This window comes from Sphingobacteriales bacterium (assembly GCA_016706405.1).
Lineage (GTDB): Bacteria > Bacteroidota > Bacteroidia > Chitinophagales > UBA2359 > BJ6.
Map to the genome: position 1 here is coordinate 742,371 of JADJJT010000003.1, position 16,578 is coordinate 758,948.

Consider the following 16,578-nt stretch of genomic DNA (forward strand, 5'->3'; position numbering starts at 1 on the left):
TACGCAATAAATATACAAATTTTATATGCCTACTAAAAACTTACTCATTAAAAGCAGCAAAGGCAAATCTGCGCTCGAATCGGGCAAATGGCACGTTTTTGAACAACCTAAAAATTATATTGAAGCCATAGATACAGGCGATATTTCTAAAAATTTAGATGCCGCCACCCTTAATGTCATGATTTCGGGCGTACCTTCGGGTTGGGCCCGCGCCAAATTGTTTGGCATGGCATTTAATTATGCCGTAGATATTGACCCACAAGTTGGGGAAACGGCGTTGATTAAATTTTATAAAATGCTGCTCGATGAGTGGAAAGGACTAATAGGCTTGATGGCTATACATGCTACTAATATAACACTTTCGCCACCCATATATTTACAAGGCGCAGATGCCAATAACTTGTTTGACCTTAAAGCAACCTTAGGCCATATTTTATTTGATGATGTGGATTTGTGGTGCAACCCCGAGGCATTAGCCACACGCACTATTGACAGCCACCCATTTATACAGCTAATTTACTATAATGGCAATTTGATTGGAGGCTTTTCGCCTTACTCGTTAATATTTACCGCCGCCAATTACGGCGACATAAGCCGAAAAGAAGTGCCTTGGTTTGAAAATGATAAATTACAAAACCCACTGAATTATTTGGATGGCACAAAAAATAAAGACGCACTTCAAAAACTATACATACTCGTAAAAAATATTGAAAAACACTTGCGCCAATTTGAGTTAGATATAAATAAAAACCGAGGCGAAAAAACACCATACAAACTGACCAGCTTAACGGCATTTGTAAAACAATGGGCTGCCGAAATATACAATAAAAACCGGAATATTATTGACGAAGGCACCATAGACGGTATGTTTTCGGTGGGCAAACCCTATTATAACTTGTTTAATATTAAACGCGCTGTTTATTTTGACTACCGCCGGCTGTTAAGTCAGGCGCCAACAGACGGGTCTGATTATATTGAAATAGATACTAAAGACTTTTTGTTGCAAGGCGATTCGGTGATACGTTTTACCCAAACAGACTACGACCAGCCCTTGTCGAAATCGGCGGTGCATTATTTAACGGCTACCCTAAACAACGAAACCTATTATTTTTCAATCCCACTCAGCGATATTGGCCTTTTTGTTTTCCAAAAAGAGTTAGGCGGCTTGCTGGGTCAAAAAACTGATTATCATCAGCTAAATGCCGAACTGACCCGAGACGACAACGACAATCTACTCCTTACCGTACACCTGCGTTTGTACATTAATAACTCGTTCATGCCTGCCATATCGCGCAAATACAAGGTAGCCGAGTCGGTTTGGGAACGCCGGGTTATACTTTGGCCTAATTTTTACTCGGCACATTGGAATTTATACTATTTGTATTCCGAAATTCCGGGAAATACCATTGATACTATCCGGACTAAACCTGTTTTTAAAAATGCCGACCCTGACGAACTCATCTACATTGATGTTCCTACGCAACTTGGCACAGTAAAACAACTCTTGCGAGAAACTAACCAAGATAAAAATCTTTTAATTGATAATCTGATAGTTTATCCGACCGGAATTGTAGATAGCTCATCGCATAAATACGAGGTGTATAAAAGCACTAAACCAATTGCCGGAATTGAACTTATCAGCGAATTTAAAGGTAAAGTTCAAACATGTGGATTTTTAATTACTAAAACCGGAGAAGTTGCCGATTCAAAACAAGTTAAAAACCTAACCCACGACAATATTCCTCGCGACGGCGCTGAAGCTAAAGTGGGTATAGATTTTGGTAGCAATAATTCGTGCATAAGTTACTCTATACTGCGCGGCGTTAGCTCTGAGCCTGTTAAATTTAAAAGCAGACGCGTTATGTTTATAGGCAATGAAGTAGTTGACCCAAACAGCGAAAAATTAGCCGACCTACACGAACTGTTGTTTTTCCAAAACGAAGAACCTAACAATGGCCAAATTAAATCGTGGATACAACAACACGACCAACGCTACGTGCCTAACCATATGAAAAGTGCCGAAATAGCCGGCGGAACACCTGTTTTTGAACCTAATTTAGATGTTTTAGAAGTTGAATCAGAAATAATACGCACCCGGCGCGGCCAAATTAGCCATAACCTAAAATGGCGCAACGACGATTACGGCATGAATTTTAAAAAAGGGTATATAAAAACCTTATGGATGGCAATTTGTGCCGAATTATATGCAATTGATAGTGCTAATGTGCCTAAAAAAATTGAATTAATGTGGGCACACCCAAGCGCCTTAAACCGCGCCGACGTATATAGTTATAATGCTATGTACCGTGAACTTAAACAACTTAATGCAATTAGTGGTGCTACTATTGATGTTAAAGAGCCTATGACCGAGAGTGAAGCCGTTTGCAACTATGCTATTTACAAGGGCGGCGTAGCCATACACCCGGATAATATGATGCTGGGTATTGATGTGGGCGGTAGTACCAGCGATATTTTAATGGTTGCCAATTACCAGGGCAAATTACAGTTGGTACAGCAAAGCTCAATAAGACTTGCTGCCAATAAATTGTCGGTGGTGGCGCAAAAATCAGAGGCAGTTCGCAAAGCCCTGCGGCATTTTGTTGATAGCAGTAAATCCATCCGAATTAAGCACATTAATAATATGGAGACAACCCCAAGCACTGCCCCCTATTTTTTAAACTTAATTTTCGACCGACTTCCTGAAAACGATTTTGAAACATTTTATGGACAAATTTACCAAAGTCCTGCCGTGCAAGCCAATGCAAGGCCAATGTTTGCCGTACCTGCCTATATATCCGGAATTTTATTGTTTTACTCCGGACAATTAATTGCCCATACCCTCCAACAATTAGGTATAAGCTCGGTAAATACCTTCGATTTATTTCCATTTGGTAAAGGTGGCCGTATTTTCGATTGGCTAAGCTCGTTTTTAACAAACTCGAGAGTAACAGCTTATTACGAGGCTTGCCTAAAAGCTGGCATGGGTGACGCCTATCGGCAGGTAAAAATTAATTTTAACCACGACCGTAAAAATATTAAATCGGAAGTATCGTTTGGACTTTCTTCGACTAAAGATGTGGAAAAATTAGCCGATACATTTAACGACTTAATAGGCGAAGCCGGTTTTACCTACCAAAATGAAACCTTGCAGGTAAACTCCGAACTTAAAATTGAACATTTCAAAAATTTACCCGCCCTAACACCCCCCGCCAAATTTGAACAGTTTGAGAAATTTTTAAACATTTATTTTGAAACAGGCCGCGAAACCGGATATTTAACCAATATTGACCCGCTACGAGCCAAACTCGAAAACCTAAAAGCCGACCTAACTAACTATATTATGAACGACGTGCAGTTTATTGCTGCCAAAAGTGACATGGAAAACTTTAGCTATAACCAACCCTTAATTATATTGGCGGCTATGTGTTATTTAGACAGACATTTAATCCCAACACTTTTCCCTAATTAATAATAACTACTCCATTTAAATTTACCATGCCATCAAAATTGGTTTTATTTGAAAAAAAACTTTGTGTTTAAAAAATTAATTGTATCTTTGCACCGCCTTTTATGAAAAGGTTGGACGATTCCGTAGCTCAGTTGGTAGAGCAATACACTTTTAATGTATGGGCCCTGGGTTCGAGTCCCAGCGGAATCACAAGAAGGTGAAACGATAGCCTGTGGTAACTTAGTTGCAACAGGCTTTTTTGTTTAATTTATTTGTTGTGGTAAAAGTGCTAAGAGGTTATTATTAAACTTGCCCCAATTTATTGCTAATTTTACCCAATATTTTGCACTATTTGCTATGTTGCTTGCCCCACCTGCCAATACACAAATAATAACCAATACGCCGGCATTTTTATCTTTATCTACTGGTAATATTAACACATTGCCGGTGTTTTATGCCGGACATAACACAGACAATAGCAATACGCTGCAAAACGCTATTGTGTATTTGGCCATGGGTAGTGTGGAGGCCAGCACTAAAAATTTTGCCCTTTTTTTCGAAAAGGCATTAACTAACCTTGGCACCGATTTTACGCTTACCCACCTTACAATGGCCATTTATGGCTTTATGCGAGGCGCAGGGCTACCTAACACCGACCCTTTGTTTGCCGTTTCGGCCTTTTTTGTTCACCCGCAAACACAAATTTTATATTGGCTTGGCACCCCTAATGCCGGTTTTAGTTGCACCACTACACAAAATGCGGCACAACCGCAATTAACCATTAATACTTTAGAGGAGATTGCCGTTTTTGAGCTGGGGCAGTCCCAAAATGCAAACATTGTTGGTTGGCAACTTTTTCCGGACACACAACGAATTCCGGATAAAAAAACTAGTTTACAGCCCAATTTTTTCCCCGACCAAACATGGAATGATTTACCTTTCATTGGCCTTTATCCGGATAAATTAATAGCAGCACCAACCACCCAATTAGCTGATGAAAACGAAATAACACAACAAATTCCACCGCACAGCAACAAAAAAAAACCAAGCTCGTTTACATTTAACTGGCGACTTTTTTTTAGCACCATTTTAGGTTTATTGCTAACTTCGTTGGTTGCCTATGCGTTTTATATTAAATTTTTTACCAACCGCGATGCCGAAAAAGCCCAAACCGATTTGAAACTGGCCGAACAACATATAACAAACAAAAACTACAACCAAGCTATTGATTTGTTATTGCCTTACGTGCAGCAAAAACAGGTTTTAAATGGGGTGTTTACCCGCGACACTAACTATATGCCCAAAATTAGGCAGGCAATACAAGAAGCCAACCAGCAAAAATTATTTAGCCAAGCCCAAGACGAAGCTAAGGCCGGCAATACTACACAAGCGCTGCTGTGGCTAAAACAATTACTGCAACTAAACCCAAAACATAAAGAAGGTAAAAGCTTAGAGAAAAAATTAACACAGGTTGCTGCCCAAAAAGTTGCCCTACTTTTAAAACAAGCCGACTACGAAATAAAAATAAAACAGTTTGAAGAAGCAAAAAAATACCTTCTCGAAGCACTTTTGTACAACGATACAAGTCAAACTATATTAAGCAAATTAGACACCTGTAACTTTTATCTTCTTGAAATATACCAACAAACCGATACAACCTGCCTCTAACCAATCCTCTATAATTAGCTAATCAAGCAAATACATCCGAACAAGACATGAAAACCAAACCGCAAAAACAAAAATCAAACAAAGTAAATATTGTAACACTTGGCTGCTCAAAAAACTTGGTGGACAGCGAAGTATTAATGAACCAATTATATGCAAGCAAAATACCGGTAACCCACGAACAAAATAAAAGCGATGCAAATATTGTAATTGTAAATACCTGTGGTTTTGTAGATTTAGCCAAACAAGAATCAATAGATACTATTTTGGCTTATGCAGATGCAAAGGCAAGTAAACAAATAGATAAATTATATGTTACCGGATGTTTGTCGCAACGCTATAAAAATGAACTCGAAAACGAAATTCCCGAAGTAGATGGGTATTTTGGCACTTTCGATTTACCTTTTTTATTGCAAGAACTTAACGCCAACTATAAACACGAACTTATTGGCGAACGCCCCTTGCTTACAACACCTAACCATTACGCTTATCTTAAGGTTTCGGAGGGCTGTAACCGCACTTGTGCTTTTTGCGCCATACCCTTAATGCGCGGGCAGCATGTTTCTAAAACAATGGACACCATAGTTGCCGAAGCAAAAAACCTGGCCAAACAAGGGGTTAAAGAAATTATGCTAATAGCTCAGGAGCTAACTTTTTATGGCATTGATATTAGCGGAAAACGCCAACTCCCCGATTTGTTGCGCCGCCTAAATAACGAGGTCGAAGGTATTGAGTGGATACGTTTGCATTATGCTTATCCGCACAAGTTTCCACTCGAAATTATTGAGGCAATGGCTCAGTGCGAAAAAGTTTGTAATTATTTAGATATACCGCTGCAACACATAAGCGACCCTGTTTTAAAGCGTATGCGGCGTTTAATAACCCAACAAGAAACGGAACAGTTAATATTAAAAATTCGCGATATATTGCCCAATATTGCTTTGCGAACTACTATGCTTGTCGGTTTTCCGGGCGAAACCCAGCAAGATATTGACCAATTAGCTGAATTTATACAAAAAATACGTTTCGAGCGGATGGGTATTTTTCAATACTCGCACGAGGAGGGCACTTTTGCCGGTCAAAACTATCCGGATGATGTGCCACAAGAAGAGAAAGCTATGCGGGCTAATCAAATAATGGACATACAAGCAGCTATTTCGGCAGAACTTAACCAACAAAAAATTGACAACACCTATCGTGTGCTTTTTGACCGGAAGGAAAGTGATTATTTTGTTGGCCGTACCGAGTTTGACTCGCCCGAAGTGGATAACGAAGTGCTGGTTGATGCAAAAACCCAGTATGCACGTATTGGCGATTTTGCCAACGTAACCATACACGAGGCTACCGATTTTGATTTGTTTGGCTCTATTGGCTGTTAGCTATTGGCTGAGAGCTATTGGCTATTGGCTGTTAGCTTTTGGCTGTTAGCTTTTGGCTTTTGGCTTGGGGCTGTTGGCTGTTAGCTATTGGCTGATGGCTATTGGCTGATGGCTATTGGCTGTTAGCTGATGGCTGTTAGCTTTTGGCTGATGGCTATTGGCTGATGGCTATTGGCTGTTAGCTGATGGCTGTTGGCTTGGGGCTGTTGGCTTGGGGCTGTTGGCTTGGGGCTGTTGGCTTGGGGCTGTTGCTGATGGCTGTTGGCTGTTGTTGCCTTTCTAAAAATTAAAATTTAGCTGTTCTTCGGTATGTTTTTTGTGGAGTAAAGCACTGCTTTTTTTTCCTTTTATTTCAATATTTACACGATTTTGTTGTTCGGGAAAAATTGCACAGAGCAAATCATTCCGGATTTTTAATTTTTGAGGAGCTTCGTTTAGCGCACCCGATTCTAAATAACAAATAGTGTTATCAAAACCAATTTCGCTGCCAATATAATTCAGAGAAAGCACGGTGTCATTTATCCAAATTTTAAAATGGTTAGCTAAATAATCTTCAATACAATTTTCGGTATCAACGTGTATTGTATTGGGCACTAAAGCTGGTTGTTGGCATCCGGTTTTGGTTAGCGTATGTTCAAAATCATCTGAAAAAACTTGCACACTACATTCAATTGTGTTAGATTTTTCATTCCAAACAATTGTACTAAGGCTTGCGTAGTAATGGTGCGCGGCAGGTGGCTGTGTGGGTTTGGGTGGGCAAAATAAGAGTGTTAAAAAAAATAGAATAATCATAGTTAATATTTTTGCAATTACTCGGATAGGGAGCAAGCGGCTATATAGGATTCGGTAAATTAAGTAGTTCGCTAAAATTAGTTTATACTATTATTTGTGGTAATCGCCTGATAATGAACCACTTATTTCATTATTCGTTGTTAATTATTAATTGTCAATTACTTAGTTTGAATAGAGTCTTGAAAGGGTAAATATTTTTATCCGGATTTTTTATAGAACTATCACTTTTTTTACCACTGCATGTTCCCCACAACGAAACCGTAAAAAGTAAACACCCCGATTAAGATCGTTTGTTTGCCAAACCACTTCTTGTTGTCCGGAACGATTCGAAGGTGGTAAAATCATTTGAACCGATTTGCCTACCATATCAAAGGCTTCAATACTCATTAACTCGTTTTTTGGACTATCAATCCGGATTTTTACTGATGAACAAGCAGGATTGGGCGATATAGAAAACATTGTTTCGTTTAACTCTGTTCCTTTTATCCCAAGCGGTGGCAACCAAGTGTCTGTACCGTTGGTAAGCCAATCGAGGCTAAACCTTGCAAAATTTAACTGGTAGTTTTCGTATTCCCCATTTTCGTAGAATAGTCCAATTGTGCCGTCCTCAAAACTTGTAAGGGCAGAGTAGCCCGATGAGCCAGGATAAATTACCCGTTTAGTACCCCATGTTTCGCTTTCGTCGTAGCTAACAAAAACGGTTAAGTTGCGCCTTTGTGTAGGGTGCGAGGCAATAGAAAACAGCAGTCTGCTTTTATTGTAGCCATCTTTTACCGTTGTATAACGAATTAAGTCGCCATTTACGCCAGGCTCTACAAGTTCGGGTTCAGCTACGGGCGTTGTCCAAGATGTGCCTTTATCGCTCGAGTAGGTTATTTTGCGTTCGCCTTTAGAACGGATGGCCATATATAAACGACTGTCGTCGAGGGTAACAATTTTGGCTTCGTCTCCAACAGCCGATGCCTGCCCAGGCGAGGTTTGCCACGAATACCCGCCATCGTCGCTATATATCATAAAATTGCTAATAGTATTGCCCGAGTTTTTACGTGCGCCAATGGCAGCCACTATTTTGCCATCGGGCATTTGGTGGGCACTGCCCGAGGCTACCCAGGCGGCGTACCATCCGGGCAAATAAATTTGGTCTGAAAACTCTTTAGGTTCGCTCCATGTTTCACCCATGTCTGCGCTTCGCGCAACCTGAAAACGAATTTTATCGGTTGGGGTAGAGCCAAACAAGCCCTTATGCGAAGCGAAAAGGCAGAGCAAATCGCCCGATTTTTTGTCGTAAACCAAAGCGGGGTCGCTTGCCCCAAATTCGCCTAAATCTGCCACTACAACAGGTTCAGACCAGGTAATTCCACCGTCATCGCTAAATCGGCTAACAATATCAATATTGTTTGGCAGGTCGCCGTTGTTATTAATACGGGCATCTGCGGCTAAAATAACCCGTTTGCCAATACTTGCCAAAGCGGGTATGCGGTAGGCTGCCGAGCCAAAATCGCCCCCCGAAAACAAGAGCTTGTGTACTAATAAAACAGAACGAAGCGGAACAGCCGGCTCGATTGTGGGCATTATTTCTGCTCCATCTTGCTTGTAAGCACTAAGCTGAGCACCAATTAATGCGCCCTCGTTAGCATTAGTGGTAATATCGGCGCAAAGCCAAAAAACATTATTACCTTCGGTTAGCGGTTTAGAAAAATTAAATTCTACTTGTAAGTCTTTTATTTGAGCTTCGCCAAGTAGTTCGGCGGTAGCCAAATCGAGCCGGGGGGAGGTTCCGTTAAAATAAAGTTTTAGGTTTTGCATAGCCACGGTATCGGCTTGTGGATCTATGGAAAATTTTATATCGCTTATTGTCAAGGGGTTGTTTTCGCCCAAGGTTTTAAAATTTATAGACACTAAACGCTCATTTAGTTCGCCTATGCCTGTTGGTAGTTCGGGGTGGTATTGTTCTACTTCGGCAAGCGTCATATTGGCTGAATTTGGGTCTATACAAACGGCGTTATCTTCTAAGGTTCCGGGATGCTCACCCGTAAGGCTTGGTACGGTTTGGCCGTTTGCTGTTTCAAAATCCCAGGCTGCAATTAAATTTTCTTCCGTACCTAAAACGGTAGTTTTCATGTCAGCTAAAACCTCTACATCTGTTAATGCCTTAGACCAAATGCGAAAATCGTCTATATTGCCTCCCCAAAAAATATCTTTACCCGAAGATGCCCCAATTAAAAGGTCAAATTCATTCTCGAAACTTTCAGTGCCAATAACAGACGTGGTATTCGATTTTTCAAGAACTCCATCAACATAAACAAGCGACTGATTGGTTGCCGAATTAGCTACCAAGGCCAAATGGTGCCATTTGCCGTCGGTTATGCTTTGTATGCCAAAAGGGGGGCCAGCGTTTGCACCAGTTACGCTGCGCAAGTTGATACCAAACTCGCCCGATGATGTTTTGGTTATCATTTCATATCCGGGAAAATTGGCTGCGGTACCGCCGCGTTTGCAGGCAATTCTATAAAAATTGCTGTTGTTGGTTGATTTCGCCCAGCAAGATATACTAAAATTTTCGCCTGCTTCAAGGTCTAAATCGTTGTGGTCGGCAACAGACATAAAATCACCGTTTCCGTCGAGTTGTAGGGCCTTTCCTGATTGGGCAAATATAATTTGGTTAAAAAAAAACAACAGGATAAGTAAATAAAATTTAGGTAATTTCATACGTTTTTTATGGTTTAGTTTGGGCGTGGGTTGTAATTTATTTTATAGTTGCAGAAAGTCAAAGTCTTTCAAAAACAACCTTTTCATGGTTCAAAAATAGCATAATTCTTTTGAATGAAGCAAATTTGTTTACCGGGGGAAACAACCTGACTGCAAACAATAAAAATCCGGAAAAAAACAGAGGCTATATTTGCCAGATGATTTGGGTTGAAATGGTTTGCTTCTTTCCGGATAGCATTTTGTCCGGAAAAAAGGATCAAACACTGGGTTTTCCTAACTTCCATTGTTGGTTTAATCTTCAAAAAATTAATTTTTCCATTTTAATATTTGCCCTTTCGTAAAGCCCTAGTTCGAGTTCAATTTCTACAAAACCGTATTTTTTATAAAGGTGTATTGCCGATTTTAAGGCTGTATTTGAATATAAAATGAGTTTTTCAATTTGGTTTTGTTTGGCAAAATTCAAACAATGTTCAAGCAGAACTGTACCAATGCCCATGCCTTGGTAATTCTCTGAAACCGCCATTTTTCCTAATTCGTAAACTAATTCGCTTTTTTTTAGCAAGGAAGCTGTTCCTATTATTTCGCTGTCTTTTTTGGCATAAAAAATAAAACCACCCTTGTTTATAATAGTTTCTTTTGGGTTTGAAAGTGAAACTTCATCCCCTTTCTCAACGCGAAAATATTTTTGCAGCCATTCGTAATTTAAGGTCTTGATGGCATCTTTAAACTCGTCTGAAAAATTAACAATTTCTATTTCGTCGCTTGGTTTATATCTTTTTAGCATAGTATTTTTAGGATTATAGTGATTTTTGGGTTTATAACCGTTTATTTCTGCCTTGTACAACAGCTATATTTTCACTATTTTATGAGAGGAGATCTTGTTGTCAAACTCAATTAAAATTTGATAAATACCTTGACTTACCCTCGATAAATCGATTGTGTGAGTATTGGCGTTCGGAATAATATTGTTGTAAATTTCTTTTCCAAAAACATCAATAATACTAATTTTTAGTTTTGTTTTTGGTGTCGCTGTTTTTAATATCAATTTATCTTTAACCGGATTTGGGTAAAGCGTTACCAATTCATTATCTGAGGCTAAGTTGGGCGAGCTTGTTATTGGGCATTCTGCTATTTTATCGGCAAAAAATGTAGCCATATTTGTTGTTCGCAACCAGTAGTTATCAACTGCATGGCAACTAATTGAAGGGTTAAAGACCTGTTCCAAACAGGAATAGGTTTTTTCGCTATTATCAAAAAAGTAGTTGCAGGTAGGTATATTATTGGCTTGCAAGCTGTCAATCAAAGTTTTAATTGAATACGAACCATGTGCAAAGGGTCTGTTAACTATATTTTGGCAGTAATTTGGAAATTCCTTTGCGCAGTCATTATAGCCAGCCAACAATTTATTATAATCAAATGGAACTATTAAATCGCATGGTTGATGAAATAGATATAGTGCCGGACTATTTTTGGTGTGCGATTCAAAAATATTGTTGAATACTGCGCCATAAAAACTTCCTACACCTCTTATTCTAAAACTATCAATTGCCGGATAATTAAGATCGCCATCGGCTGTTCCTAAGCTGGGTCGGCTTAAATTCATTTCGGCAATGCTACTACCTATACCCCATTTTTTTATGCAGTCGTTTTCATAAATTTTATTTGGAGCGAGTGCATCCTCGTATTCACCGACGAGCTCTGCTAAAACCTCTGTTTCATCATCAATAAAGGCAGCACCCAAAACTACAAAAGCTCCGGCACTTTCGCCCACCAAAAAAATGTTGTTGGGGTTTATTTGGTACAAATCCTTATTATTGACCAAGTACCTCACAGCGCCTCTTACATCTTGTATCCCTCGGTAATTAGCCCTATACCATTCGCTGGTATCGGTCATATTTAAACATTTCCATCCATCTAAACCACAATTTATATTTTGGTCGGTATTGAACAATCCAAGGCGATAATTAACCGAAGCTGTTACATAGCCTCTTTTGGCAAAATCTGTTCTGAGAAAGGCGAGCATTAGGTCTGATTTATCTCCACCATACCAGGCTCCGCCATGAACAATTATCATAAGTGGGCGACCACAATCTGGCGGTATATCATTGCTCGGAAAAGATAAATCTAAAGCCGCTATATAAGGTGCTCCCTTAAAATCAATTGGATTTCCGTACACAATTTCATTAACAGTCGAAATTTGATAGGTGGTATCTATCCATTTCTGAGTGAACCCATTTTGACTTAATTGTAGTAAGAGGATAATAAATAATATTTTTTTCATATATTTATTTAAAGTACACATTAACTTGTTTCATCAATAATTTGGTAAATATTGGTAAAAAAGTGAAGTTCTTATGATACAAATAAAAAGATTAATTTTCTTGTCCGGTAGTAATTATGTTTAGCAGTCAATTATGTGGCCGTCATTCGATGGTAAAAGTTTGCCCATCGATTGCTAAAGCGGTATTGCTAAAAATGTTTGTTGCCTCGGCAAGAAATGGTGCAAGGTCGTTGTAAGCTGTTGAGAAATGCCCTATTAAGAGTTGTTTTGCCTGGGCTTGTTTTGCAATTTTGGCAGCATCTGTAGTGGTTGAGTGGCCGCGTTGTTCGGCCCTGGTTTGCAGTTCGTCTAAATAGGTGGTTTCGTGGTATAATAAGTTTACACCTTTAATTGCGGAGGCTATTGAGGGGTAAAAACTGGTATCGCTGCAATAAGCGTAGCTTCGGCTGGGCGGGGGCGGAAGGGTAATTTGCTCGTTTGGCACAATTTGCCCGTTTGGACATACATAGTCAGCTCCCTTTTTTATATCCGGAATTTTTGAAAAATGGATAGCGTATTCTTCCTGAAACTCAATCAAAAATTTCCGCTCAAGTTGTTTTTCGGTAAATAGGTAGCCACAACAGGGTGCTGTATGTTTAAGCGGTATAGTTCTTACTGTTAATAAATCATTTTTAAAAATAATAGCTGTTTCGTTGGGGTTTACCACATGAAACTCAATATGGTAGGGGTAATGTGCCTGGCTAATTTGGGTGTGCATTTCAAAATACACCTTTAAATTTGCCGATGGACTAAAAATGTGCAAGTCAGATGTACGATTGCTTAGCGCATAGCTATCAAGCAAAGGCATAAGGCCTAAAAAATGGTCGCCGTGTAAATGCGATATAAAAATGTGGGTAATCCGGCTGGTTTTTAAACCATATTTTAATAATTGTTGTTGGGTGCCTTCGCCGCAATCAATTAGGGCGTAAAAATTAGCATATTGTAATAACTGGCCGCTGGGATTGCGTTTTGCCGATGGTTTTGCCGCATTGCTGCCTAAAATGCTGATGGTAAAAGCGTTACAATACATTATTCAGCGTACTAACTAACTAACTAACTAACTGACCAATTAAGGGTATTAATTCAAATAAAATACCATCAATATTTTGTTAGTCGTCTTCATCTGTAATTCTTTCAGCTTCAAAGTCTTCACTATTTTCCAATTCCCGTTGTAATTCTTCCATCATAATAAAATCGCGTGCTTCGGGCATAGTAGGTATTAAATTAAGCACCGTATCTAATTTCGATATTTTGAGCAAGTTTAAAACAGGATCGCTGTAATTGGTTAAAACAAAACAGCCGTCGGCGTTGCTACACAGACGATTGCCCACTAACAAAGCACTTATACCCGATGAGTCAATAAATTTAGTGTTTGTTAAATCTATAATTATATTATGAAAACCCTCGTTATGTAAAATAACTAACTCTGTTTTTAAGTCGGGGGCATTAAGGGTAATTAATTTTTCTTCTTGGATAGACAAAATCGCAAAACTATCTTGTTTGTTAAGAGCAAACTTCATAAAAACGTCTTTTGTGTGGTTAATATTTTATTTTATCCGGATGTATTTGGCACAATCCATAATAAAATAGAATGGCAGTGCAAAAATAAACAATACCGGCAAATAAGTAGAAAAAATCTTTTCTCAAATAAATGCCGGTATATATAGGTGTGCTACAATAAATCAATACAAGACCTTTTAGTTAGGTGCGGTAGCCTTAACTATGCTCCGCAAGAATCGCAATTCGGGTCGTTTATATTGCACGCTTTTAACGTTATTTGCTGGTTTTCCATCTTCAAAGTTTGCTGTTCATTCCAGTTAATAACCTCGTTCATGTCATCAAAGGCTAAGTCATCGTTATTTTTTGGAATAGGTTGTTTTATGGGCGAAGGGTCATTGTGCATAGTATCTTGCTGCGATATAATTTTTGAAGCCGAATCAATTAATTGATTGTGTAACTTCGATTTGTCAATACTAAATTTAATGGGGTCAACGGCAGGGCGGGTGCGCAAGTAATACATGCCCGTTTTTAGCCCTTTGCGCCAACCATAAAAGTGCATGCTCGACAGTTTGCTAAAATTAACTTCTTCTAAAAAAATATTTAAACTTTGACTTTGACAAATATAAGCCCCGCGGTCAATGGCCATATCTATAACATCGCGCTGTTTTATTTCCCATGATGTTTTATAAATATCTTTTAAATATTGCGGTATGCCTTCAATATTTTGTATGGAGCCGTTGTTTTGGATGATAATATTTTTAAGGTCTTCGTTCCAAATTCCAAGGGCAATAAAATCTTTTAACATGTACTTATTTACTACCACAAACTCGCCCGATAAAACGCGCCGCGAGTAAATATTGGAGGTGTAGGGTTCAAAGCACTCGTTATTGCCCAAAATTTGCGAGGTACTGGCCGTTGGCATAGGCGCCAATAACAAACTATTGCGCAAACCATACTGTTTAATTTCAGATTTTAGGGTTGCCCAATCCCAGCGGTTTGTAGGAGTTACGCCCCACATATCGTATTGCAAAATGCCTTTACTGGCCGGAGATCCGGGGAACGATTCGTAATGTCCCTCTGTTTTAGCTAATTCTTTTGAGGTTTGAAGGGCGGCAAAATAAATCGTCTCAAATATTTCGAGGTTAAGTTGTTTTGCTTCGGGGCTGTCAAAAGGGTAGCGCATTAAAAAAAATGCGTCTGCCAAGCCTTGAACGCCAATACCTATAGGCCTGTGTTTTAGGTTTGAATTTTTGGCTTCCGGAACCGGATAAAAGTTTACGTCAATAACTTTGTTGAGGTTGCGTGTTACAACCTGGGTAATTTCGTACAGTTTATCGTGGTCAAACTTGTTATTTATTACAAATTTTGACAAATTGATAGAGGCCAAATTACAAACGGCTACCTCATCTTTTGAGGTGTATTCTAAAATTTCGGTACACAAATTGCTCGACCGGATAGTTCCGAGGTTTTGTTGGTTCGATTTTGCATTGCAGGCATCTTTATACAGCATATAAGGCGTACCTGTTTCAATTTGGCTGGTTAGTATGGCAAACCAAAGCTCTTGCGCCTTAACGGTACGGCGTGCCATGCCTTTTTGTTCGTATTCGGTGTATAAGTGTTCAAATTCTTCGCCCCAGGTATCATATAATCCGGGAGCTTCGTTGGGGCAAAATAACGACCATTCGGCATTTGCCTCTACACGCTTCATAAATAAATCCGGAATCCATAGCGCGTAAAATAAATCGCGTGCTCGCATTTCTTCTTTACCATGATTTTTTTTAAGGTCAAGCACTTCAAAAATATCATCGTGCCAGGGTTCAATATAAATGGCAAATGCCCCTTTGCGTTTGCCGCCCCCTTGGTCAACATATCGGGCAGTAGCGTTAAAAACCTGCAACATAGGCACTAAACCGTTCGATTCGCCGTTTGTGCCCTTAATATAACTGCCTTTTGCCCTAATATTATGGATGCTCAGCCCAATACCTCCGGCCGATTGAGAAATTTCGGCGCATTGTTTCAACGTGTTGTATATGCCCTCAATACTGTCGTCTTGCATGGTCAGTAAAAAACAACTCGAAAGTTGCGGCTTAGGGGTTCCGGCATTAAATAAAGTAGGGGTGGCATGTATAAACCATTTCCCCGACATATAATTGTAGGTTTCAATCGCTGCATCTAAATCATTTCCGTGAATACCAAGTGCAACACGCATAAATAAATGTTGCGGGCGCTCGGCAACCGAGCCGTTCATTTTAAGCAAATACGAGCGCTCTAAGGTTTTAAAGCCAAAAAAATCAAAATAAAAATCGCGGCCATGTATAATTGCTTCGTCTAAAACGTCGGCGTTGTTTTTTACCAAATCATATATTTCAAACGAAATTAAATTAGCTATTTGTCCTGTTTTGGGGTCAATATAATGGTATAAATCGTTAATGGTATCGGCAAACGATTTTTTTGTATTTTTGTGTAAGTTTGAAACAGCAATCCGGGCAGCTAAAACGGCATAATCCGGATGCGTAGTAGCCATAGTGGCGGCGGTTTCGGCGGCAAGGTTGTCTAACTGGGTAGTGGTAACGCCATCATACAAGCCCTGAACTACTTTTTGAGCCACTTTTGCCGGTTCAATCATAGGATTTAAACTAAAGCAAAGTTGTTCAATACGTTGTGTAATCTTATCAAATTTTACCGGTTGACGGCGGCCATCGCGTTTAATAACAAACATAAATAAATGAATAGTATTTTTGTTAAAATGTGATTTGAACTTTGAG

At 39.3% G+C, this 16,578-nt stretch carries 10 protein-coding genes, 1 tRNA gene and 1 pseudogene; 5 read left to right on the top strand and 7 right to left on the bottom strand.

Going from position 1 to position 16,578, the window contains the following annotated elements:
* Nucleotides 1-25: 25 nt before the first annotated feature.
* The 5 genes and pseudogenes from IPI59_14855 to IPI59_14875 all read left to right on the top strand — a co-directional run bounded on the left by IPI59_14855 (nucleotide 26) and on the right by IPI59_14875 (nucleotide 6,775).
* The gene (locus IPI59_14855; GenBank protein MBK7528785.1) at nucleotides 26-3,469 is read left to right on the top strand and encodes a hypothetical protein; all 3,444 of its coding nucleotides are present in this window, start codon (nucleotides 26-28) and stop codon (nucleotides 3,467-3,469) included.
* Nucleotides 3,470-3,585: 116 nt separating this feature from the next.
* A tRNA-Lys gene (locus IPI59_14860) sits at nucleotides 3,586-3,658 on the top strand.
* A gap of 99 nt (nucleotides 3,659-3,757) precedes the next feature.
* Complete coding sequence (locus IPI59_14865; GenBank protein MBK7528786.1) at nucleotides 3,758-5,116, top strand: hypothetical protein; 1,359 nt, start codon at nucleotides 3,758-3,760, stop codon at nucleotides 5,114-5,116.
* A 47-nt stretch (nucleotides 5,117-5,163) separates the two neighbouring features.
* Nucleotides 5,164-6,492, top strand: a complete 1,329-nt coding sequence (rimO, locus tag IPI59_14870) for a 30S ribosomal protein S12 methylthiotransferase RimO (protein ID MBK7528787.1) — start codon at nucleotides 5,164-5,166, stop codon at nucleotides 6,490-6,492.
* Nucleotides 6,467-6,775, top strand: a pseudogene (locus tag IPI59_14875) (hypothetical protein). Before rimO ends, IPI59_14875 begins: the two are co-directional and overlap by 26 nt.
* Here IPI59_14875 and IPI59_14880 read toward each other — a convergent pair.
* From IPI59_14880 to IPI59_14910, 7 genes are all read right to left on the bottom strand, one after another.
* The gene (locus tag IPI59_14880) at nucleotides 6,772-7,284 is read right to left on the bottom strand and encodes a hypothetical protein (GenBank protein MBK7528788.1); all 513 of its coding nucleotides are present in this window, start codon (nucleotides 7,282-7,284) and stop codon (nucleotides 6,772-6,774) included. The pseudogene IPI59_14875 and the gene IPI59_14880 sit on opposite strands and share 4 nt — an antisense overlap.
* A 210-nt stretch (nucleotides 7,285-7,494) precedes the next feature.
* Nucleotides 7,495-9,993 carry an exo-alpha-sialidase gene (locus IPI59_14885; GenBank protein ID MBK7528789.1) on the bottom strand — a complete coding sequence of 833 codons (2,499 nt, stop codon included), beginning with the start codon at nucleotides 9,991-9,993 and terminating at the stop codon, nucleotides 7,495-7,497.
* Between the two features lie 298 nt (nucleotides 9,994-10,291).
* On the bottom strand, nucleotides 10,292-10,777 hold the full coding sequence (locus IPI59_14890; GenBank protein MBK7528790.1) for a GNAT family N-acetyltransferase: 486 nt from the start codon (nucleotides 10,775-10,777) through the stop codon (nucleotides 10,292-10,294).
* Nucleotides 10,778-10,840: 63 nt separating this feature from the next.
* A complete protein-coding gene (locus IPI59_14895; protein MBK7528791.1) occupies nucleotides 10,841-12,274 on the bottom strand; it encodes a T9SS type A sorting domain-containing protein in 1,434 nt (477 codons plus the stop codon).
* Nucleotides 12,275-12,416: 142 nt separating this feature from the next.
* Complete coding sequence (locus tag IPI59_14900) at nucleotides 12,417-13,343, bottom strand: ribonuclease Z (GenBank protein MBK7528792.1); 927 nt, start codon at nucleotides 13,341-13,343, stop codon at nucleotides 12,417-12,419.
* 79 nt (nucleotides 13,344-13,422) lie between these two features.
* The gene (locus IPI59_14905) at nucleotides 13,423-13,833 is read right to left on the bottom strand and encodes an STAS domain-containing protein (GenBank protein MBK7528793.1); all 411 of its coding nucleotides are present in this window, start codon (nucleotides 13,831-13,833) and stop codon (nucleotides 13,423-13,425) included.
* Between the two features lie 200 nt (nucleotides 13,834-14,033).
* The gene (locus IPI59_14910) at nucleotides 14,034-16,532 is read right to left on the bottom strand and encodes a ribonucleoside-diphosphate reductase subunit alpha (protein MBK7528794.1); all 2,499 of its coding nucleotides are present in this window, start codon (nucleotides 16,530-16,532) and stop codon (nucleotides 14,034-14,036) included.
* Nucleotides 16,533-16,578 lie beyond the last annotated feature (46 nt).

Coding starts and splice junctions, on each gene's coding strand:
- rimO (MBK7528787.1), top strand. CDS start 5,164: ATGAAAACCAAACCGCAAAAACAAAAATCAAACAAAGTAAATATTGTA.
- IPI59_14905 (MBK7528793.1), bottom strand. CDS start 13,833: ATGAAGTTTGCTCTTAACAAACAAGATAGTTTTGCGATTTTGTCTATC.
- IPI59_14910 (MBK7528794.1), bottom strand. CDS start 16,532: ATGTTTGTTATTAAACGCGATGGCCGCCGTCAACCGGTAAAATTTGAT.
- IPI59_14885 (MBK7528789.1), bottom strand. CDS start 9,993: ATGAAATTACCTAAATTTTATTTACTTATCCTGTTGTTTTTTTTTAAC.
- IPI59_14895 (MBK7528791.1), bottom strand. CDS start 12,274: ATGAAAAAAATATTATTTATTATCCTCTTACTACAATTAAGTCAAAAT.
- IPI59_14880 (MBK7528788.1), bottom strand. CDS start 7,284: ATGATTATTCTATTTTTTTTAACACTCTTATTTTGCCCACCCAAACCC.
- IPI59_14890 (MBK7528790.1), bottom strand. CDS start 10,777: ATGCTAAAAAGATATAAACCAAGCGACGAAATAGAAATTGTTAATTTT.
- IPI59_14900 (MBK7528792.1), bottom strand. CDS start 13,343: ATGTATTGTAACGCTTTTACCATCAGCATTTTAGGCAGCAATGCGGCA.
- IPI59_14855 (MBK7528785.1), top strand. CDS start 26: ATGCCTACTAAAAACTTACTCATTAAAAGCAGCAAAGGCAAATCTGCG.